Origin of the sequence: Streptomyces sp. NPDC000075 (assembly GCF_040301925.1) — a bacterium.
GTDB lineage: Bacteria > Actinomycetota > Actinomycetes > Streptomycetales > Streptomycetaceae > Streptomyces > Streptomyces polychromogenes.
In genome coordinates, this window is the sequence record NZ_JBEPFL010000002.1 from 378217 (window position 1) to 398374 (window position 20158).

Annotated in this window: 16 protein-coding genes; 10 read left to right on the plus strand and 6 right to left on the minus strand. The window is 76.7% G+C overall.

Translation table 11 applies throughout. The annotated features are described in order from the left end of the window. Nucleotides 1–78: 78 nt before the first annotated feature. The 3 genes from ABT403_RS03920 to ABT403_RS03930 all read left to right on the plus strand — a co-directional run bounded on the left by ABT403_RS03920 (nt 79) and on the right by ABT403_RS03930 (nt 2601). Nucleotides 79–1611 carry an ATP-dependent DNA ligase gene (locus tag ABT403_RS03920; protein ID WP_344157948.1) on the plus strand — a complete coding sequence of 511 codons (1533 nt, stop codon included), beginning with the start codon at nt 79–81 and terminating at the stop codon, nt 1609–1611. A 75-nt stretch (nt 1612–1686) separates the two neighbouring features. Then, nucleotides 1687–2349: a helix-turn-helix domain-containing protein gene (locus tag ABT403_RS03925; RefSeq protein ID WP_344157951.1), complete on the plus strand. Its 663-nt coding sequence runs from the start codon at nt 1687–1689 to the stop codon at nt 2347–2349. Between the two features lie 66 nt (nt 2350–2415). After that, nucleotides 2416–2601, plus strand: coding sequence for a DUF6126 family protein (locus tag ABT403_RS03930; protein WP_425580175.1), 186 nt, complete (start codon nt 2416–2418; stop codon nt 2599–2601). Here ABT403_RS03930 and ABT403_RS03935 read toward each other — a convergent pair. Together ABT403_RS03935 and ABT403_RS03940 are read right to left on the minus strand one after the other, a co-directional pair. Then, nucleotides 2516–3211: a DUF6629 family protein gene (locus ABT403_RS03935; protein ID WP_425580176.1), complete on the minus strand. Its 696-nt coding sequence runs from the start codon at nt 3209–3211 to the stop codon at nt 2516–2518. The genes ABT403_RS03930 and ABT403_RS03935 overlap by 86 nt on opposite strands. A 19-nt stretch (nt 3212–3230) precedes the next feature. Continuing rightward, nucleotides 3231–4796 carry an MFS transporter gene (locus ABT403_RS03940; protein WP_344157954.1) on the minus strand — a complete coding sequence of 522 codons (1566 nt, stop codon included), beginning with the start codon at nt 4794–4796 and terminating at the stop codon, nt 3231–3233. A 196-nt stretch (nt 4797–4992) separates the two neighbouring features. On the opposite strand from ABT403_RS03940, the gene ABT403_RS03945 reads away from it, so the two are divergent. The 4 genes from ABT403_RS03945 (at nt 4993) to ABT403_RS03960 (ending at nt 10909) form a co-directional block, all read left to right on the plus strand. Next, complete coding sequence (locus ABT403_RS03945; RefSeq protein ID WP_344157957.1) at nt 4993–8562, plus strand: S8 family serine peptidase; 3570 nt, start codon at nt 4993–4995, stop codon at nt 8560–8562. Between the two features lie 109 nt (nt 8563–8671). Then, the gene (locus ABT403_RS03950) at nt 8672–9421 is read left to right on the plus strand and encodes a serine hydrolase domain-containing protein (RefSeq protein ID WP_344157960.1); all 750 of its coding nucleotides are present in this window, start codon (nt 8672–8674) and stop codon (nt 9419–9421) included. Nucleotides 9422–9521: 100 nt separating this feature from the next. Beyond that, a complete protein-coding gene (locus ABT403_RS03955) occupies nt 9522–10664 on the plus strand; it encodes a hypothetical protein (protein ID WP_344157963.1) in 1143 nt (380 codons plus the stop codon). After that, nucleotides 10661–10909 (plus strand): hypothetical protein, encoded by a 249-nt coding sequence (locus ABT403_RS03960; RefSeq protein ID WP_344157966.1) that lies wholly within the window; start codon nt 10661–10663, stop codon nt 10907–10909. Before ABT403_RS03955 ends, ABT403_RS03960 begins: the two co-directional genes overlap by 4 nt. 13 nt (nt 10910–10922) lie before the next feature. Here the strand turns inward: ABT403_RS03960 and ABT403_RS03965 are convergent, their stop codons facing one another. Both ABT403_RS03965 and ABT403_RS03970 read right to left on the minus strand, forming a co-directional pair. Then, nucleotides 10923–12320, minus strand: a complete 1398-nt coding sequence (locus ABT403_RS03965; RefSeq protein WP_344157969.1) for a GntT/GntP/DsdX family permease — start codon at nt 12318–12320, stop codon at nt 10923–10925. A gap of 11 nt (nt 12321–12331) precedes the next feature. Beyond that, nucleotides 12332–12820, minus strand: a complete 489-nt coding sequence (locus ABT403_RS03970) for a gluconokinase (RefSeq protein WP_425580191.1) — start codon at nt 12818–12820, stop codon at nt 12332–12334. A 158-nt stretch (nt 12821–12978) separates the two neighbouring features. Here ABT403_RS03970 and ABT403_RS03975 point away from each other — a divergent pair, with 158 nt between their 5' ends. After that, nucleotides 12979–13689 (plus strand): FadR/GntR family transcriptional regulator, encoded by a 711-nt coding sequence (locus ABT403_RS03975; protein WP_344157975.1) that lies wholly within the window; start codon nt 12979–12981, stop codon nt 13687–13689. 16 nt (nt 13690–13705) lie between these two features. Here ABT403_RS03975 and ABT403_RS03980 read toward each other — a convergent pair whose 3' ends face one another. Beyond that, nucleotides 13706–15607 (minus strand): ABC transporter ATP-binding protein, encoded by a 1902-nt coding sequence (locus ABT403_RS03980; protein ID WP_344157978.1) that lies wholly within the window; start codon nt 15605–15607, stop codon nt 13706–13708. Nucleotides 15608–15755: 148 nt separating this feature from the next. Here ABT403_RS03980 and ABT403_RS03985 point away from each other — a divergent pair, with 148 nt between their 5' ends. Next, on the plus strand, nt 15756–17759 hold the full coding sequence (locus ABT403_RS03985) for an AMP-binding protein (RefSeq protein WP_344157981.1): 2004 nt from the start codon (nt 15756–15758) through the stop codon (nt 17757–17759). Here the strand turns inward: ABT403_RS03985 and ABT403_RS03990 are convergent. Beyond that, on the minus strand, nt 17711–19540 hold the full coding sequence (locus ABT403_RS03990) for a GNAT family N-acetyltransferase (protein WP_344157984.1): 1830 nt from the start codon (nt 19538–19540) through the stop codon (nt 17711–17713). The genes ABT403_RS03985 and ABT403_RS03990 overlap by 49 nt on opposite strands. A 123-nt stretch (nt 19541–19663) precedes the next feature. On the opposite strand from ABT403_RS03990, the gene ABT403_RS03995 reads away from it, so the two are divergent. Then, on the plus strand, nt 19664–20086 hold the full coding sequence (locus tag ABT403_RS03995) for a DUF350 domain-containing protein (protein WP_344157987.1): 423 nt from the start codon (nt 19664–19666) through the stop codon (nt 20084–20086). The last annotated feature ends 72 nt before the right edge of the window (nt 20087–20158 follow it).

Below are 20158 nucleotides of genomic sequence, written 5' to 3' on the forward strand. Positions count from 1 at the left end.
CGCGTACCGCACCTGCGGTAGGCGGGCCCCGCCCCGCCCGTGCTGCGGGGCGGGCCCGGCGGCGGCAGGATGGACCGCATGCTGCTGGCCGAGGTCGCGCGCGTGTCCCGGGAGGTCGCCGAGACCTCCGCCCGGTCGCGGAAGACCGCCCTGCTCGCCGGGCTCTTCGCCGCCGCGCCGCCCGACGAGGCCGGCCTGGTCATCGCCTACCTCTCCGGCCGGCTCCCGCAGGGCCGCCCGGGCGTCGGCTGGCGCACCCTCGCCCAGGACGCCGAGCCCGCCCCGGAGCCCGCCCTGACCGTACGGGCCGTCGACGCGGCGGTGACCGAGCTGGCCGCCGTATCCGGCCCCGGCGCGCAGGCCGAGCGGCGCCGGATCGTGGCCTCCCTGCTGGGCGCCGCCACGGAGGCCGAACAGCGGTTCCTGCGCAGCCTGCTCTCCGGCGAGGTGCGCCAGGGCGCGCTGGACGCGGTGGCCCTGGAAGGGGTGGCGGCGGCCGCCGGGGTGCCGGCCGCCGCGCTGCGCCGGGCGGTGATGCTGGACGGCTCGCTGCCCCGGGTGGCCGCGGCGGTGCTGGCCGAGGGGGCCGGGGCGCTGAGCGGGGTCGCCCTGCGGGTCGGGCAGCCCGTGCAGCCGATGCTGGCCGGGACCGCCCGTTCCCTGGAGGACGCCCTGCGCGCGCTCGGCCCCTGCGCGGTGGAGGAGAAGCTCGACGGGATCCGGGTCCAGGTGCACCGCGACGGCGGCGACGTCCACGTGTACACCCGCTCCCTGGACGAGATCACCGGCCGGCTGCCGGAGGTCGCCGAGCTGGCCCGGAGCCTGCCGGGGGAGCGGTTCATCCTGGACGGGGAGGTCATCGGGCACGACGCCGCCGGACGGCCGGTGCCCTTCCAGGAGATCGCGAGCCGGGTGGGCTCCCGGGTGGACGTGGCCGCGGCCCGCCGCACCCTGCCCGTCACCGCGTACTTCTTCGACCTGCTGGCCCTCGGCGACCGCGCCCTGCTGGACCTGCCCGTCCGCGAACGGTACGCCGCCCTGGCCGGGCTCGTCCCCGAGGCCGCCCGGGTCCGCCGGCTGGTGGTGGAGGACCCGGCCGCGCAGGCGGAGGCGGCCGAGGCGTTCCGGGCCGAGACCCTGCGCCGGGGCCACGAGGGGGTCATGGTCAAGGGGCTCGATTCCCCGTACGCGGCGGGGCGGCGCGGCAAGCAGTGGCTGAAGGTGAAGCCGGTGCACACCCTCGACCTGGTGGTGCTCGCGGCCGAATGGGGCCACGGCCGCCGCACCGGCCTGCTGTCCAACCTGCACCTGGGCGCCCGGACCGCCGACGGCGGCTTCGCCATGCTCGGCAAGACCTTCAAGGGGCTCACCGACGAGATGCTCCGCTGGCAGACCGGGCGGCTGCGCGAGCTCGCCGTCGAGGACGACGGGTTCACCGTACGGGTCAGGCCGGAGCTGGTCGTGGAGATCGCCTACGACGGCCTCCAGCGCTCCCCGCGCTACCCGGCGGGGGTGGCCCTGCGCTTCGCCCGCGTCCTGCGGCACCGCCCGGACAAGGGTCCGCGGGAGGCCGACACCGTGGAGACGGTGCTGGGGCAGCACGGCGGCTGAAGGCGCTCCGGCGGTGTTTTTGCCTCAGAGGCAAGTAACATTGCCAGCGGGGCAAGATTCTGGCTCAATCGGGACATGACCCCCCGTCCCGAGGACCCCTCGGACACCGCGAACCCGCAGCCCCCTCAGCAGGCCCCCGGCGGCGCGGCCGACGAGCTGCCCGCCGTGGCCCCGCAGCTGCGCGAGCTGCGCCGGCGCGCCGGGCTCACCCTGGAGGCGGCCGCCGCCCGGGCCCGGCTCTCGCCCGCGCACCTGTCGCGGCTGGAGACCGGCCGGCGCCAGCCCTCGCTGCCGCTGCTGCTCGGACTCGCCCGCACCTACGGTACGACCGTCTCCGAACTGCTCGGCGAGACCCCGGGCGTCCCCGACCCCATCGTACGGGCCGGCGGCCCCGGGGCCCGCGAGGCCGACGGGTGGACGTACTGGCAGGCCGGGGGATCCGGGCGGGGGATGCAGGCGCTGCGCGTGCACGTCCCGCCCGGGCGGAGCCAGGGCGAGCTGGTCCGCGTCCATCCCGGGGAGGAGTGGCTGTACGTGCTCGGCGGGCGGCTGCGGCTGCACCTGGGGGAGGCCGAGCACCTGCTGGAACCGGGGGACAGCGCGCACTTCGACTCGCTGACCCCGCACCGGATCGGCGCGGCCGGTCCCGGCGGGGCCGAGCTGCTGTTCGTCCACACCCTGCTCCAGAGCAGCCTCGCCGGAGTGTGCCTCGGCGGCGCCGCCAAGCACCACACCTAGCCGTCACCCTGCCCAGCCGTCACCAGCCGACCGGCGTGCCGCCGGTCCAGTCCAGGAGCCGTCCTCATGCCGTCCAAGGGAGAGAACATGTCCACCGACACCGAACGGCCCGCGCAGCGCGGCGTCTTCCGGCGCTTCGAGTCGAAGTTCCCGCGCGGCCTGGTCATCAGGCTGGTCGCGTACCTGTTCGTCGGCCACCTCTTCGCCTTCTTCGTGTACCTGCTGTTCGTCCTGGGCGGCCAGAACCAGTAGCCGGCCCCTCCCGCCGGACCCAGCCCGCCACCAGCACCGACGCCACCGCCGCGAACGCGCACCAGGTGGAGGCGAACTCCAGCCGCCACAGCGCCGCGCACACCGCCGCCCCTGCGCCCAGCACGGCCCCCAGCGCCCTCAGCCGCCGGTCCCCGGACAGCAGCAGGGAGCCGAGGGCGGCGTACAGGTACCCCGCCAGGACCAGCGGCGCGAGCGGCACGTCCACCGTGTAGCCCATCACCCGCCCCCGCACCTCGGCCCCCGCAGGCCGCACGGCCAGGCGGTACGCGAGCACCGCGGAGACGGCCGCCCCGGCGGCCGCCGGCCCCCACAGCCGGGGCCGCGCGGCGGGCGGGGCGGCGAGCAGCACCCCCAGCGCCACCCACGCCGGCAGCACGGGCAGCGCGATCACCGCCCAGGCCGTGGTGGCCGGACCACAGCCGCCGCCCGCGTGCCAGACGGCGGCCTCGACCAGCTGGTGCGCGCCCAGCAGCAGCGGCAGCGCGGCGACGGGCAGGTCCCGGGCCCGCCGTACGCGCGCCAGGCACACCACCCCGACGGCGGCCACGGCCGAGCCCGCCACCAGGTCCGCCGGAGCGCTCCAGCACACGGACGGCCTCCGGGACCCGTCAGGGGGCGGGCCGCGGCGGGGGGTCCGCCCCCTGCGGGTGCTCCAGGGGCGGGGAGCCGACCGCGCACGAGGTCCGGCACTCCGGGTGGCAGGCCCCGGGCGAGGGGGAGCGTACGGTCGCCCACGCCAGGGCCGCGCCCGCCACCAGCAGCCCCGCGCACCAGAGCATGGCCCGCCCGTAGGCCGCGTCGAAGGCGCCGGCCGACAGGTAGGCGTCCGGGCCCATCCCGGCCAGCAGCGGCAGCGCCGCCACCGCGAGCAGACCGGCGGCCCGGGCGGCGGCGTTGTTGATGCCGCTGGCCAGGCCCGCCCGGCCGGGGTCCAGCGAGGCCAGCACGGTCGCGGTCAGCGGGGCCACCAGGGCGGCCATGCCGAGGCCGAGCACCGCCATCGCCGGCAGCACGTCCCGCACGTACGAGGCCCCCGGCCCCACGCGCAGCGTCAGCAGCATCCCGGCCGCGCACAGCAGCGGCCCCGCCGTGAGCGGGATCCGCGGGCCGATCCGCTCGCCCAGCGCCCCCGCGCGGGCCGACAGCAGCAGCATCAGGGCGGTGGTCGGCAGCAGCGCGGCCCCCGCCGCCAGCGCCGAGTACCCGGACACCACCTGGAGCTGGAGCACGACGAGGAAGAAGAACCCGCCGAAGGCCGCGTACACGCACAGCGTGACCAGGTTGACGGCCGTGAACTGGCGGGAGGCGAAGACGTCCGGCGGCACCATCGGATGCGCCCGCCGCCGCTCCACGTACACGAACGCGGCCGACAGCAGCACCCCGCCCACCGCCGCCCCGATGACGGCCGCGCCGGCGGAGCGCGCCTCGATCAGCGCGTACGTGAGCAGGGCCAGGGCCGCCGCCCCGAGCACCGCGCCGGCCACGTCGAACCGCCCGCCGGCCTGCGGATCCCGGGATTCCGGTACGTGTCTCAGCGCCACCGGCACGCACAGCGCGGCCACCGGCACGTTCAGCAGGAACACCCACCGCCAGCCCGGCCCGTCCACCAGCCAGCCTCCGAGGAAGGGCCCCACGGCCGCGCCGACACCGCCGAACCCCGACCACAGGCCCACCGCCCGGGCCCGGTCGTCGGCCCGGATCGAGCCCTGGATGAGCGCGAGCGAGCCGGGCGTCAGCAGGGCCCCGCCGACGCCCTGGAGGGCGCGGGCGCCGATCAGCACCCCGGCGTTCGGGGCGATGCCGCACAGCAGCGAGCCCACGGCGAACCACACCACCCCGAGGACGAAGATCCGGCGCCGCCCGAACCGGTCGCCGAGCGCCCCGCCCACCAGGATCAGCCCGGCCAGGGTCAGCAGGTAGGCGTTGACCGTCCACTGGAGGACCGCCAGGTCCGCGCCGAGGTCGCGGCCGATGCGGGGGAGGGCCACGTTGACCACGGTCGAGTCCAGCAGGGCCATGGCCGACCCCAGGACGGTGGCGAGCAGCACCCACCGCCCCCGCGCGGAGCGCAGCACGACCCCCGGCTCCGCTCCGGGCCCGGGGGCGGGGGCGGGGCCGGGCGGCGGCGGGGACGCACCGGGACCGGGCACGGGTTCGCCGGGTATCGCGCTCATCCCCCCAGGCTGACCCGCCCGCCCCGGAAGGGCCAGTGGGAGGAGCGCCGGGCGGGCACCGCATCCGGCCGCCGCCCGGCCGGATGGGCGTCCTTGTGAGCCGGGCACGGGCTCCTCCAGCATGATCCGCGCACGTCGCACACGTCGCGCACGTCCGTTCCGCACGTTCCGCACCCGGCGTACGAGGAGACCACACGTGGCCCGGCCCAACCGTCGACGACGATCCTTACGCGGGGCGCTCGCCGCCCTCACCTCCGCCCTGCTCCTGCCCCTCGGCGTCGGCACGGCGGCCGCCGCCCCCGGACCCGGACCCGCGCCCGGCCCCGCCGAGCGGAAGGTCGAGCCCGCCCTGCGCGCGCAGCTCGACGGCGCCGGCAAGGCCGCCTTCTGGGTCTACCTGGACAGCGCCGCCGACCTCACGGCCGCCCGCCGGCAGCCGACCCGCACCGCCAAAGCCGAAACGGTTCTGCGCACCCAGCGGGAGCATGCCGCGCGCACCCAGGCCGGACTGCTCAAGGCGCTGGACGGGGCCGGGGCCGAGTACACCTCGTACTGGATCGTGAACGCCGTCCGCGTCGTCGGCGACCGCAAACTCGCCGGCGCGCTCGCCGGGCGCCGCGAGGTCGCGCGGATCGACGCCGACGAGAAGGTCACCCTCCCCGCACCCGCCACGGGCACCCGCGAAGGGACCGCCGCGGGCGCCGTCGAGTGGAACGTGGACCGGATCAACGCCCCGCAGGTCTGGGACCGCCTCGGGGTCCGGGGCGAGGGGATCGTCGTCGCCAGCATCGACAGCGGGGTCGACTACACCCACCCCGCGGTCAACGGCCGGTACCGGGGCCGCAAGGCCGACGGGAGTTACGAGCACGACTACAACTGGTTCGACCCCGCCGGGATCTGCGCCGGGGCCGCACCCTGCGACAACAACAACCACGGCACCCACACCATGGGCACCATGGTCGGGGACGACGGAGGGACCAACAGGATCGGCGTCGCCCCCGGCGCCCGCTGGATCGCCGCGAAGGGCTGCGAGTCCAACTCCTGCTCCGAGGCCTCCCTCCTCGCCGCCGGCCAGTGGATCGTCGCCCCGACCGATCTCAGGGGGCAGAACCCGCGCCCCGACCTCGCCCCGCACGTCGTCAACAACTCCTGGGGCAGCCCCGCGCACGACGACTGGTACCGCCAGGTCGTCGACACCTGGCGGGCCGCCGGCATCTTCCCCGCCTTCTCAGGCGGGAACTCCGGCCCCGCCTGCGCCACCAGCGGCTCGCCCGGCGACTACGCCGGCTCCTACAGCTCCGGCGCCTTCGGCAGCGACGGGGCCATCGCCCCGTTCTCCTCGCGCGGCGCCGGCCCCGGCGGCATCGTTAAGCCGGACATCGCCGCGCCCGGCGTGAACATCCGCTCCTCCGTCCCCGGCGGGGAGTACGCCTCCTTCTCCGGCACCTCCATGGCCTCCCCGCACACCGCCGCCACCGTGGCCCTGCTCTGGTCGGCCGCACCCGCCCTCGTGGGCGACGTGGCCCGGACCGAGGCCCTCCTCGACGGCAGCGCCCAGGACACCCCCGACGGCCAGTGCGGCGGCACCCCCGCCGACAACAACGTCTTCGGCGAGGGACGCCTCGACGCGCTGGCCGCGGTCACCGCCGCCCCGCGCGGCCCGGCCGGCGCCCTCGCCGGGACCGTGCGCGGCCCCGACGGCGCACCCGTCGCCGGTGCGCAGGTCACCGCCCGCGGCCCGATCGACCGGACGGCCGTCACCGCCGCCGACGGCGGCTACCGCTTCCCCTCCCTCCCGGCCGGCGCCTACGCCCTGACCGCCACGAAGTTCGGCTACGGCGAACGGACCGCCACCGCCGACGTCGTCGAGAACACCACCGCCACCGGCGACCTCACCCTCACCCCGGCCCCGTCCGCCACCCTCACCGGAACCGTCTCCTCCGCCGCCGGCCCCGCCCCCGGCGCGACCGTCACCGTCACCGGCACCCCGGTCACCGCGACCACCGACGCCCAGGGCCGCTTCGCGGTGACCCTGCCGCACGGCGGCTACGACCTCACCGCCACCCATCCCTCCCGCTGCCTCTCCGGCGCCACCGCCCGGGCCGAGGTCGCCGGGGACACCACCGTCGCCCTCACCCTGCCCGAGCGCACCGACGCCTACGGCTACGCCTGCGCCACCACGGCCGGCCGGCCGTACCCCGCCGGAGACCGGCGGCTCGCCCTGACCGGCGACAACGCCACCGAGCGCGTCGACCTGCCCTTCCCGCTGCCGCTGTACGGGAAGACGTACGGCCAGGCCTGGATCGGCACCAACGGCACCGTCAGCTTCGGCGGCGACCACACCGGCGACGTCAACGGCGACCTCCCGAGTGCGGCCACGCCCAACGCGGCCCTCTACCCCTTCTGGGACGACCTCGTCGTCGGCGCCGCCGGCAGCGGCTCCGGCGTCTTCACCGCCGTCACCGGCACCGCCCCGCACCGCGCCTACGTCATCGAATGGCGGCAGGTGGCCCACTGGTCCGCCCAGTCCGACCCCTTCTCCTTCGCGGCGGCCGTCGGCGAGGACGGCACCGTCTCCTACTCCTACAAGGGCACCGGCGGCACCGGCCTCAAGAGCGGCTCCTCGGCCACCGTCGGCGTGGAGAACGCGGCCGGCACCGACGCCTTCCGGTACTCCTTCAACACCCCGGTGCTCACCGACGGCCTGTCCGTCGGCTTCCGCACCACCCGCAGCGGCGTCGTCACCGGCCGCGTCCTCGACGCCAACGACGGCAACGGCGTCCCCGGGGCCACGGTGACCGTGGGCACCGGGGACACCGCCGTCTCCGCCACCACCGCCGCCGACGGCGGGTACGTCGTCCAGAGCCCCTCCGGACCGCGCCCCGTCTCCCTCACCGCCCCGGCCTACGAGGCCGCTCAGAGCACCGCCGAGGTCAGGGCGGCCGACGTCACCACCGTCGACGGCTCCCTGCGCACGGGCCGGGTCACCGCCGACCGGCCCGCGCTGGAACTCGTCCTCACACCCGGGCAGCGCCGCACCCGCACCCTGAACCTCACCAACCCCGGCCTCGCCACCGCCTTCACCGTCGCCGAGGACGCCCCCTGGCTGACGGCCGCACCCGCCGACGGGAACCTCCCGACGGGCGGCCGGACCCCGCTCACCCTGACGGCCGACACCACCGGGCTGACCCCCGGCACGGTCCTCACCACGGGCCTGAGGATCACCTCGGCCAGCGGCCGGGCCCCCGTCCTCACCGTCCCCGTCACCCTCGTCGTCCCCCGCTACCAGGCCGCCGTGGACGCCGGATCCGACCAGGCCTCCGTGGACGCCGCGGGCGACCCCTGGTCCCCGGACCGCGCCCACACCCCCGGCTCCTACGGCTACCTGGGCACCTCCGCCGTACGGTCCACCGGACGCGCCATCGCCGCGACGGAGGACCAGCGGCTGCTGCGCACCGCCCGCGAGGGCATGTACGCCTACCGCTTCGACGGCGTCCCGAACGGCACCTACACCGTGGAGCTGGGCTTCGCCGAGCTCTCCGCCACCCGGCCCGACAAACGCGTCTTCGACGTCCTCGCCGAGGGCGCCCTCGTCCTGCCCTCCCTGGACATCGCCCTCGAAGCCGGCCCGTACACCGCCCTGACCAGGACCTACACGGTCAAGGTCACGGACGGGGCGCTCGACCTGCGCTTCGTCACCCACGGCGGATCCGGCAAACCCCTCGTCAACGCCGTCCGGGTGACCGAACGCCCCGACAAGCCGTAGCCCCGGCCCGCCGCCCGCCCCCGGCATTCGAGTGGCGGGCGGCAACGCGTCCGCGACTTCCCCCCGGACCTGCCCGGCGGGCCGCCCGGGCCGACGTAGCGTGCCGGGCATGACGCCGCAGATCGAGGCCCTCATGCGCACCGCCGATCCGGACGCGGTCTGGGCGGTGGGCTCGGCGGACTCCGTCCACGCCGCCCGCCCCGGCCCGCCCGGCGACTGGGACACCCCGCTCGACGCCGCCGCCCTCACCCCGGTCCTCGCGCTCTGGCCCGTCCTCGGCACCCTCGTGGCCGAGGGCGAACTGGGCCTCCACACCCCGCTCACCGCCTACGGCCGGCACCCCGCGACCACCGCCCACCGGCTCCTCACGCACGGCGACGGCCCGGACCCGCTCGCCGCCCTCACCCGCCTCGCCGAACACCTCGCCGGCGCCCCGCTCGGAGACTGTGCCCGGGCCCGGATCTGGCAGCCCCTCGGCATGACCGGCACCCGCCTCGCCGACGGCGTCCTGCACACCACCCTGGCCGACCTCACCCGGTTCCTCCGCCACCTGCTGTCCCCGGCCGAGCATCCCGTCCCGCGCGCCTGGACCGCCGAGTCGCTGCGCATCCGCACCGGCGAGCTCAGCCCCTCCCGGGGCCTGCTCTGGCACCCGGCGCCCGCCGGAGTCTGGGCCCACCACCCCCCGTCCGGCCCCGGCCCCGCCCTCTGGATCGCCCCGCGCCACGACCGCTGGGCGATCCTGCTCCCGGGCCCCGCGCAGGGCCCCGGCCCCGGGCCGCGCACCGCCTTCAGGGAGGCTGCCTTCGCCGCCGGACCCGTCACCGCACCGGCCGTGGGGGGCGGCCCACTCCCGTAGCGCAGTCGGAGCGCGCCGCTCGCGGGGCCGACGTACGGTGATCCCGTCAGCCCCCGAAGCCGCCCTGCGCAGCGCCCTACGCAGCCCCCGCGAGGAGCCCATGTCCGACGCCGTGACCGCGCCGGCCACCGACCCGGACGTCGACACGCTCGACGCCCTGTGCCGGGAACTGGCCGAGGCCGCCGACGCCGTGGGCGAAGCCGCCCGGTACGCCTCCGGGCTCGCGTTCGGCGCGCGCCTGCCGGCCGGGGCCCTCGTGGCCCGCAGCAGCCGGGGGCGCCGCGCCTGGCGGACCCTGCTGCGCACCCTCACCGACCCGGCCGGCCTCGGCTGGGCCCCGCGCGGGCGGGGGGTCGCGCGGGCCGGGTGGCTCGCCGGGGTCCTGGCCCGGCGCGAGAACCTGGCGGTCAGCGCCGCCGTCTGCGGGCTGAAGGCCCGGATCCGCGTCGCCAGCGCGGGCCGGCCCGAGCTCCTCGCCGACCCCGGCTGCGCGGCCGTCCTGCGGGCCGTGGACGGGGGCCGGCAGGCCGACGCGGCCCGCGCGTTCCGCACCCTGGTGCGCGAGCGGGGCGCCGGGCGGGCCTTCACCCTGCTCGCCCCGGCCTTCCCGGACATCCTGGCCTGGCACGCGCTGACCGACGAGAACCCCTTCAACGACCACGCGGGCTGGCAGGTCGCCACCGGCCGGGCCGTGAGGGCCGAACCGCTGCTGGGGATCGCCGCCGCCCTGCGGGCCTTCTGCGGACGCGATCAGGGCGACGACGTCCCCGGCACCGCCGGGACCGGCCTGCCGGAGGCGCTCGACACCACCGGCACCCTCGCCGGATACGTCCGCAACACCGGCCTGCTCGGCCCGTCCGGGTCGCTGCTCGTCCAGCGGGTGACCGGACCCGACGGGACGCTCCGCCACGTCGTCCAGCTCCCCGACCGGGACGCCGCCTACGCCCCGGCCGTCGCCCGGGCGCTGCGCGCACTGGTCCCCTCCGGGGCCGAACTCGCCCTGGTCGGCCTCCGGATGGGCGCGGTCACCGCCCTGGACCTGGCCCGCGACCGGGACTTCACCGCCGTCTACACCGTCGCGTACGTGTACGCCGCCGGCTCCCCGGCCGACGCCCGGCCGCCCGCCGGCCTCCGCACCGGGGTGGTCTTCCCGCCCGGTGCGGACCAGCCCGCCGCCGCCGACGGGACGGTGACGGACAGCCGCCTCCTCCCGCTCGCCGCCGCCCCCCGGAGGAACCCGTGAGCGACCGCCGTCAGCCGCGCCCCGCCCCGTCCGCCCGCGCCGACGGCCTGCGCGGCCACTGCGCCGCCCTGCGCGCCCACGCCCGGCGGCTGCGCGCGGGCGCGGCGGCGCTGGAGTGGCGCGGCCCGCAGGCCGACGCCTTGCGCGCCGAGGTGGCCGCCCTCGCCGACCGCTGCGCCCGCGCCGCCGACGGCTTCGCCCTCGCGGCGGCCCAGCTGGACGGCCCGGACCCCCGGCGGTCCTGAGCCCGCGCGGTCCTCACAGCACGAGCGACAGCAGCAGGACGAAGCCCAGCCCGACCACCGAGATGACCGTCTCCATCACCGACCAGGTCTTGACGGTCTGTCCGACGCTCATCCCGAAGTACTCCTTGACCAGCCAGAACCCGGCGTCGTTGACATGGCTGAAGAACAGCGAGCCGGCCCCGACCGCCAGCACCAGCAGCGCCGTCTGCGCCGTCGGCAGGCCCGCCGCGAGCGGGGCCACCAGGCCGGACGCCGAGATGGTGGCGACCGTCGCCGAGCCGGTCGCCAGACGGATCGCCACCGCGATCAGCCAGGCCAGCAGCAGGGCCGGGACCGACCAGTCCCGCGACAGGTCCAGGACCATCCGTCCCACGCCCGCGTCGATCAAGGTCTGCTTGAAGCCGCCGCCCGCGCCCACGATCAGCAGGATGCCCGCGATGGGGGCGAGGGACTTTTCCACCGTGGACGACAGCCGCTCCCGGCCGAAGCCGGCCGCCCGGCCGAGGGTGAACATGGCGACCAGCACGGCCGCGAGGAGCGCGACGAGCGGGGAGCCGGCGACGTCCGCGAACCGGCGGACCCCGTCGGCCGGGTCGGCGACGACGATGTCGGCCAGGGCCTTGAACAGCATCAAGGCCACCGGCAGCAGCACCGTGCACACCGTCGCACCGAACCGGGGCCGCCGCGCGGCCGGCGCCGGCGGGGTCTGCGCGGGAGGCTCCTGCGGCGCGGGTATGTCCACCCAGCGGGCCGCGTAACGGGAGAACAGCGGCCCGGCGACGACCACCGTCGGCACCGCCACGAGCACCCCGAGGGCCAGGGTGACGCCCAGATCCGCGTGGAGCGCGTCCACGGCGACCAGCGGGCCGGGGTGCGGCGGGATCAGGCCGTGCATCACCGACAGGCCGGCCAGCGCGGGGATCCCGATCCGCATCAGCGAGTAGCCGCCGCGCCGGGCGACCAGCAGCACCACCGGGATCAGCAGCACGATGCCGACCTCGAAGAACAGCGGCAGCCCGATCACCGAGGCGATCAGCACCATGGCCCAGGGCATGGCGCGGCCCCGGGCGCGGGCCAGGATCGTGTCCACGATCTCGTCCGCGCCGCCGGAGTCGGCGAGCAGCCTGCCGAGGACCGCGCCCAGGGCGATGAGCACGCCGACGCCGGCGACCGTGGAGCCGAGTCCGGAGGTGAAGCTCGCGATCGTCTTGTCCGCCGGGGCCCCCGCGAGGAACCCGAGCGCGAGCGAGCCGATCGTCAGGGCGAGGAAGGCGTGCAGCCTGAAACGGGTGATGAGCAGGACGATGACGGCGATGCCCGCGAGGACGGCGAGCCCCAGCCGGGCGTCGCCGGCCGAGGTGATGGGCGCCGGAGCGGCCGCCGCCAGAGTCTCGACGCTGAGACCGGTCACGGTGGGGTTCCTCAATTCTCGAACGTGCGCAGGGCGGCGAGCGCCCGCTCGGTGATCTCCGGCGGGGTACCGGCGACGTCGACGGCGACCCCGGGCTCGTCCGCCTGGAGCGGTTCGAGCACGGCGAACTGCGAGTCCAGCAGGGAGGCGGGCATGAAGTGCCCCGTGCGGGCGGCCATCCGCCCCTCGATGAGCCCCCGTTCGCCGGTGAGGTGGACGAACACCGCGCCCCCGGGCGCGGCGGCCCGCAGCCGGTCGCGGTAGACCCGCTTCAGGCAGGAGGCGGCGACCACCGCGCCGCACGGCGCGCCCCGCTCGCGCATCCACGCGCCGACGGCGTCCAGCCAGGGCCACCGGTCGGCGTCCTCCAGCGGGATCCCGGCCGACATCTTGGCCACGTTGGCCGCCGGGTGGAAGGCGTCCCCCTCGGCGTACGGGACGCCCAGGGCCCGTGCGAGCAGCCGGCCCACGGTCGTCTTGCCCGTACCGGACACACCCATCACCACGATGACGCGCTGGGACCCCACGTCGTACCTCGCCGTTCTCGCCGCTTCGTTGCAGGAGCACCACTGAAGCGCATTAAGTACTACGTATTCAAGACCCTGCCCCCGAAAAGTCGTATCTTTTGGCCCTCCGGCCGTCACCGTACGCTTACGCCATGACCACCGAAGGCAGTCCGGGCCGAGGACTCCACTCCCAGGTGCTGGACACCCTCGGTCTCGCGATCACGGCGGGGGAGCACCCGCCCGGCAGCGTGCTGCGCACCGACGGGATCGCCGAGCGGTTCGGGGCCTCGCGGACCGTCGTACGGGAGGTGGTCCGGGTCCTGGAGTCGATGCGGCTCGTCGAATCCCGCCGCCGGGTCGGGGTCACCGTCCGCCCGCCCGAGGAGTGGAACGTCTACGACCCGCACGTCATCCGCTGGCGGCTGGCCGGCGCGGACCGCCCCCGGCAGCTGCGCTCCCTGACCGTCCTGCGCTCGGCCGTCGAACCCGTGGCGGCCGGCCTCGCCGCGTCCCGGGCCACCCCCGAACAGTGCGCGCGGCTCACGGAGGCCGCCCTCGGCATGGTCCGCACCTCGCGCGGCCACCAGCTGGAGGGCTACCTCCGGCACGACATCGCCTTCCACCGCACCGTGCTGGAGGCCTCCGGCAACGAGATGTTCGCCCGCCTCGGCGACGTGGTCGCCGAGGTCCTCACGGGCCGTACCGAGCACGCGGTGATGTTCCACGACCCCGACCCGGAGGCCGTCACCCTCCACGTCCGGGTCGCCGAGGCGGTCCGCGAGGGCGACGCGGCCGCGGCCGAGGCCCTGACCCGCGAGATCGCCCTCGGGGCCCTGGAGGAGCTCGACGTCCTCGCCCCGTAGGCGGTGCGGCCCGGGCTCAGCCGGCCGCGGCCGTGCCGCGCGTCGCGAACTGGGTGCGGTAGAGCTCCTCGTAGCGGCCGCCCGCGGCCAGGAGTTCGGTGTGGGTGCCGCGTTCCACGATGCGGCCCTCCTCGACCACCAGGATCAGGTCGGCGGCCTGCACCGTGGAGAGCCGGTGCGCGATCACCACGGCCGTCCGGCCCGCCAGGGCCTCGGCCAGGGCCTCCTGGACGGCCGCCTCGGAGGTGGAGTCCAGATGGGCGGTGGCCTCGTCCAGGATCACCACCCGCTGCCGGGCCAGCAGCAGCCGCGCGATGGTCAGCCGCTGCCGCTCGCCGCCCGACAGCCGGTAGCCGCGCTCGCCGACGACGGTGTCCAGGCCGTCCGGGAGGGAGGCGACCAGGCCGTCCAGGCGGGAACGGCGCAGGGCCTCCCACAGCTCCTCCTCGGCCGCCTCCGGGCGGGCCAGCAGCAGGTTGGCCCGTACCGACTCGTGGAACAGGTGCCCGTCCTGGGTGACCATGCCCAGGGTGTCGCGGATCGAGTCCGCGGTCAGGTCGCGTACGTCGACCCCGCCCAGGCGCACCGCGCCCGCGTCCGCGTCGTACAGGCGGGGCAGCAGCTGGGCGATGGTGGACTTGCCGGCGCCGGAGGAACCGACCAGGGCGATCATCTGGCCGGGCTCGGCGCGGAAGGACACCTCGTGCAGCACCCGCGTGCCGCCGCGGGCGTCGAGGACGGCCACCTCCTCCAGGGAGGCGAGCGAGACCTTGTCGGGGGAGGGGTAGCCGAAGGAGACCCGGTCGAACTCCACCGCCACCGGGCCGTCGGGCACCCGGCGGGCGTCCGGCTTCTCGGCGATCAGCGGCTCCAGGTCGAGGATCTCGAAGACCCGCTCGAAGCTGACCATCGCGCTCATCACCTCCACCCGGGCCCCGGCCAGCGCGGTCAGCGGGGCGTACAGCCGGGTCAGGAGCAGGGCCAGGGCGACGACCGAGCCGGCCTCCAGGCTGCCGCGCAGGGCGTAGTAGCCGCCCAGGCCGTAGACGAGGGCGAGGGCCAGTGCCGAGACCAGGGTCAGGGCGGTGATGAAGGCCGACTGGGCCATCGCCGTCCGGATCCCGATGTCCCGCACCCGGGCCGCGCGGGCCGCGAACTCCGCGGACTCGTCGGCGGGCCGCCCGAACAGCTTGACGAGGGTGGCACCGGGCGCGGAGAACCGTTCCGTCATCTGCGTGCCCATCGCCGCGTTCAGGGCCGAGGCCTCCCGCTGCATCCCGGCCATCCGGGTGCCCATCCGGCGGGCCGGCAGCACGAACACCGGCAGCAGCACCAGGGCCAGCAGGGTGATCTGCCAGGAGATGCTCAGCATCACCCCCAGGGTCAGGAGCAGGGTCACCACGTTGGAGACCACCCCCGACAGCGTGTTGCTGAAGGCCCGCTGGGCGCCGATCACATCGTTGTTGAGGCGGCTGACCAGGGCTCCCGTCCGGGTCCGGGTGAAGAAGGCCACCGGCATCCGCTGGACGTGGTCGAAGACCGCCCGGCGCAGGTCGAGGATCAGCCCCTCACCAAGGGTCGAGGAGAGCTTGCGGGTCAGCAGGCCCAGACCCGCCTCGGCGACCGCGATCACCGCGATCAGCAGGGCGAGGCGGGTGACCTTCCCCGTGTCGCCGCCCCCGCCCTCCTTCGCCCCCTGGACGATCGCGTCCACGATCCGGCTGGCCAGCAGCGGGGTGGCCACCGCGAGCAGCGCGCCCACCACGCTCAGCAGCAGGAAGAGGGTGAGCCCGCGCCGGTGCGGGCGGGCGAAGGCGGCGATCCGGCGCAGGCTCGCCCGGGAGAACGGGGGCCGGTCGCCCTGCTGGGCGTTGATCGCGCTGTGCAGTGAATGCCAGGCGGTGACTTCCATGTCCATGACCCCCACGGTAGAACCTCGACCAAACTTCAGGTCAAGGGAACGTCGGGGTACCGCCCGAAGGGGTCCGCCGGCGGTCAACTCCCGCTGACGCAAGGGATTCCCGAGAACCACGTGCCCGCTCCGGACGCGGTGGCATCATCGGGGAATGACGCAGGCATCGCACGCGGCCGGCCCCGGCCGGCCCGCCGCCGACACCGTGCTGGAGCGCTTCGAACAGTGGGCCCGCGACACCCCGGGCGCCCCCGCCCTCATCGTCCGGCGGGACCCCCACCCCTCCACCTCCTACGCCGAACTCGACGCGCGCGCCAACCGGCTCGCCCACCACCTCCTCGGCCGGGGACTGCCCCCGCACGCCCGCATCGCCGTCGGCCCCACCCGCCGCGAGGAGGCCGTCGTCGCCCTCCTCGCCGTCCTCAAGGCCCAAGCCGCCTACGCCCTGGTCGACACCGGGGACTCCCGCACCGCCCGGCTCCAGCTCACCGCCCTCGCCCCGGACCTGCTGATCACCGACGCGGCCGGCGCGGCCCGCCTCGACCAGGGCAAGGGCCTGCCCACCCTGCTCACCGACGAGGAGGCCGAACGGATCGCCGCCCGCCCCGGCCACGCCCCGGCCCGCTCCCCGCAGCGGCAGGCGGCGGCCCTGCTGTTCACCGGCACCGCCGTCCCCCGCCCCGTCCCCGTCGGCCACGCCCTGCTGCTCGCCGCCCACGACGCCTGGTCGCAGGTCGCCCGGCCGGCCCCGGAGGACCGCCACCTGTTCACCGGCGGCCCCGACCTCACGGCCTTCGCCGCCGGATGGACCCGCGCCCTGTGCGCCGGAGGCTCCCTCGTCCTCCCCGAAGGCCCGGTCCGGCAGCCCGACGGGATATCCGAGGCCGTCGCCGACCGGGACGTCACCGTGCTGCACACCGACCCCGCCGGCGCCCTGCGCCTCCCGGACGGCGGCCCGGAGGCGGGCGCCGCCACCCGCCCGCGGCGGCCCGGGCCCGCGCCGCAGCTCGCCTCCCTGCGGCTGCTCACCGTCACCGGGGACCGCCTCTACCACGACGAACACGCCGCCCTCCAGGACCGCCTGAGCCCCGGCGCCCGCGTGCTCAACGTGTACGGCCCCGCCGAGGCCGCCGGCGTCGGCACCTGGTCCGAACTCCCGCTGACGCCCCGCCCCCCGGACCCGCCCGAACGGCTCTCCCTGCTCGGCACCCCCTTCCCGGGCTGCCGCGCCGACCCGGGAGACGGGGAGCTGCGCCTGACCCCGCCGGGCGGCGGCGACGCGCTGGCCACCGGCGACCTCGCCGTGCTCCGCCCCGACGGGCTGCTGGAGTTCGCGGGACGCCTGCGCGACCGGATCACCCTGGACGACGGCAGCCCCCTCGACCCCCACCCGGTCGAGTCGGCGCTCCGCACCCACCCCGAGGTCGGCGCGGCCCTCGTCGCCCCCGTCCGGGACGACGGCGGGAACACCCGCCTCGTCGCGTACGTCGCCCCGCCGCCCGGCGACGCCTGGGCGGACGGGGCCGCGGGTGTCGAGGAGCTCCGCGCGCACCTGGCGCGGGAGCTGCCCGGTGCCGAGGCCCCGGCCCGCCTGGTGCGCCTGCGCGCGCTGCCCCGGACCCGGGCGGGCCAGGAGGACCGGGCGGCGCTGCCGCAGCCCCCGCGGCCGGGGGCCCGGCCGGCGCGCAGCGGCAAGTACGGGGCGGGGCCGGGAGGCGAGCTCCCCGGCTGCTTCGGCTTCGGCTGTGCGGCGCTGCCGCTGGCCGTGCTCACCCTGCTCGCCACCGATCTGATCTGGCCCGGCTCGACCGACCTCACCGCAGTGCCCGGCCCGTGGTCGTTCCTCTTCTCCCTCCTGTACTTCTTCGAATGCTCGGCCTTCGCGGCGGGGCTGCTGTTCCTGTTCGCGGGCCGCAAGCGGATGCCGCGCCCGGGCCCGGGCAGGCGACTGACGGCGGCCGCCCACCTGGCCGTGGCCTACCTGCTGATGGCCTGGTGGCCGCAGGACAACCTCTACCGGCTCGCCGCGAAACACGACTGGCCCCGGCAGGCCGCCCTCGTCTACACCTTCAACGTCCCGCTGATGATCGCGGGAGCGGTGGTGGCCCTCTACCTCACCCGCCGGCCCGCGGCCCCCCGGTCCGGCCCCGGGGGCTGATCCGCCGGCCTTGCGAGGCCCTCGCCCACGGCCAGGGCCCGTTCCCGCACCAGGGCGCCGGCCGCGTCCAGTGCCTCCGGGCCGCGCGCGGCCAGCAGCACGCCCAGCCACGGCGCCGGGTCGAAGGCCCCCGTCGGAATGGCCGGCACGAACACCGCCCCGAGCTCCGCGCAGCCCCGCGCCAGCGCGGCGCACACCTCCTCGAGCTGGGCCTCCGGCAGCCGGGCGCCCAGCTCGACCCGGTCCACGATCCGTACGAGGTGCCCCGCGCCCCGCAGTTCGTCGAGCCGGGCGGCCGCCATGAACGCCACCGACGGGCCGGTGAGCCGCAGGTTGGCCTCGGTCGGCGCGAGCCTCCCCGCCGCGTCCACGACGAAGTCCACGTCGAACCAGCCCCGGTGGCCGGCCGCCGCCAGCTCCCGGCCCACCGCCGCGCCGAAGGCCAGCAGGGGCCCCTCCAGGCGGGCGGGCACCACCCCGGGGCCCACCGTGGCGCCCCGGTAGGCGCCGTCGGCCACGTCCATCAGCGCCGCGCCGACCGGGTGCGGGCGGCCCGCCGCGTCCACGAAGCCGTCGTAGGTCACGTCCCGGGGGGTGTCCCCCTCCGCCGGGCCGTGCACGTACTCCTCCACCAGCAGCGGCCCGCGCGGCAGGTGCCGCAGCAGGGCCCGCGCCCCGCCGGCCGCCCGTACGCGCCCGGGGGTCACCACCGTGGTGCCCGAACCCCCGACGCCATGCTCCGATTTGAGAACGGTGCTCTCGCCGGCCCGGGCGCGCGCGGCCGCCCGCCGGACCGCCGCCCGGCGGGTGGCGGCCGGCCACTGCGCGGGCAGGGTGATCCCCGGGTGGCCGCCGTCCGCGAGGATCCGGGCGAACAGGGCGTGGGCCGCGGACTTCGACTCGTACCGCAGCGCGTCCGGCCGCCACGGCAGGCCCGCGAGCCGCGCGTACGCCCCGGTCCGCCCCCACGGTACGAGCGGCAGCCCGGCCTCCCTCAGCCGCCCGGCCAGCGCCGGCCGCGCCAGCACCGCCTCCGACAGGCCGGGGCCCCGCTCCACCAGCCCGTCGTACACCTCCACTTCGGGGTCCCAGCCCAGCTGCCGGCCGACCGCCCCGGCCCACCAGCGCGGCACCGGCCGGGGCAGGACCAGCGCGGCCGGGCGGGGGCTGTAGAAGGCGGCCAGGCAGGCGTAGTCGTGCGCGGGCCGCTGCCCGGGGCCGAGGGAGGCGTCGGCGAACTGGGCGTTGAACTCGGCGACGTTGCCCAGGTGCACCGCCGGGATCCCGCCCGTCCAGGCCCGCGCCCAGGGGGCGAGGGGCGCGGGCGCCACCTCGAAGCGGACCAGGCCCGGCGGGGAACCCGCCGCCGGGACGGCGCCCATCGCCCGGTAGAAGCCGGCCGCATGGGGGTCGGCGTCGATCAGCAGCCGCCGCACCCCCAGGTCTGCGGCCCGGCGCACGGCGTCCAGGTACAGCAGCCGGCCGAGGCCCCGGCCGACGGCCGGGGGATCCACGAACAGCAGCCCGAGCCGCGCCGTCGCGCCCCGCACCCCGTCCGCGTCCCCGCGGACGTCCTCCAGGGAAGCGAGGCCCAGCACCTCGCCGCGCGCGTTCTCGGCCACCGCGATCCGCCGGAGCGTCAGCTCCTCCTCACGGACCAGCAGCTCCGGCGCGCACGCGGCGAGGAACTCCGGGCCGTACCCCCAGTACGCCTTGGACCGCATGACCAGCGCGGTCAGCGCGGCCGCCTCCCCGGGCCGCGCGGGCCTGGCCTTTGCCATCTCCTGACCTTCCCATGGTCCGGGGCTGGGCCGTGCGATAGATTCGGCCTCCCCACGGCACGTCCCCGGCCCATCCTCATCCGGCCCATCCTTATCCCACCTCCGCGTCAGACAGGCTTCTCAATGAGCGACATCGTCAACGGACTTGGCCGTACGACCGCCTACGGCGCCGTCGGGCTGGTCCTGCTGGTCCTCGGTATCGTCCTGGTGGACGTCCTGACCCCGGGGAAGCTCCCCCGGCAGATCTGGGAGGAGCGCAACCGCAACGCGGCCCTGATGCTCAGCTCCGCGCTCCTCGGCATCGGCGGGATCGTCTTCACCTCGATCTGGACGACGTACGAGGACTTCGGCAAGGGGCTGCTGTCGACTGCGGCCTTCGGGCTGCTGGGCCTGGTCCTGATGGCCGTGGCCTTCCTGGTGCTGGACCTGGTGACCCCGGGCAAGCTCGGCGCCATCGTGGTCGACCCCGAGCCGCACCCGGCCGTGTGGGTCACCGCCTCCTGCAACCTCGCGGTCGCCGCGATCGTGGCAGCCTCCATCGCCTGACCGCCCGGCGCGGGGGTACCCGCGTCCCGCACGGCGGGAGAGCGCCGCTCCCCCTCGGGAGCGGCGCTCTCC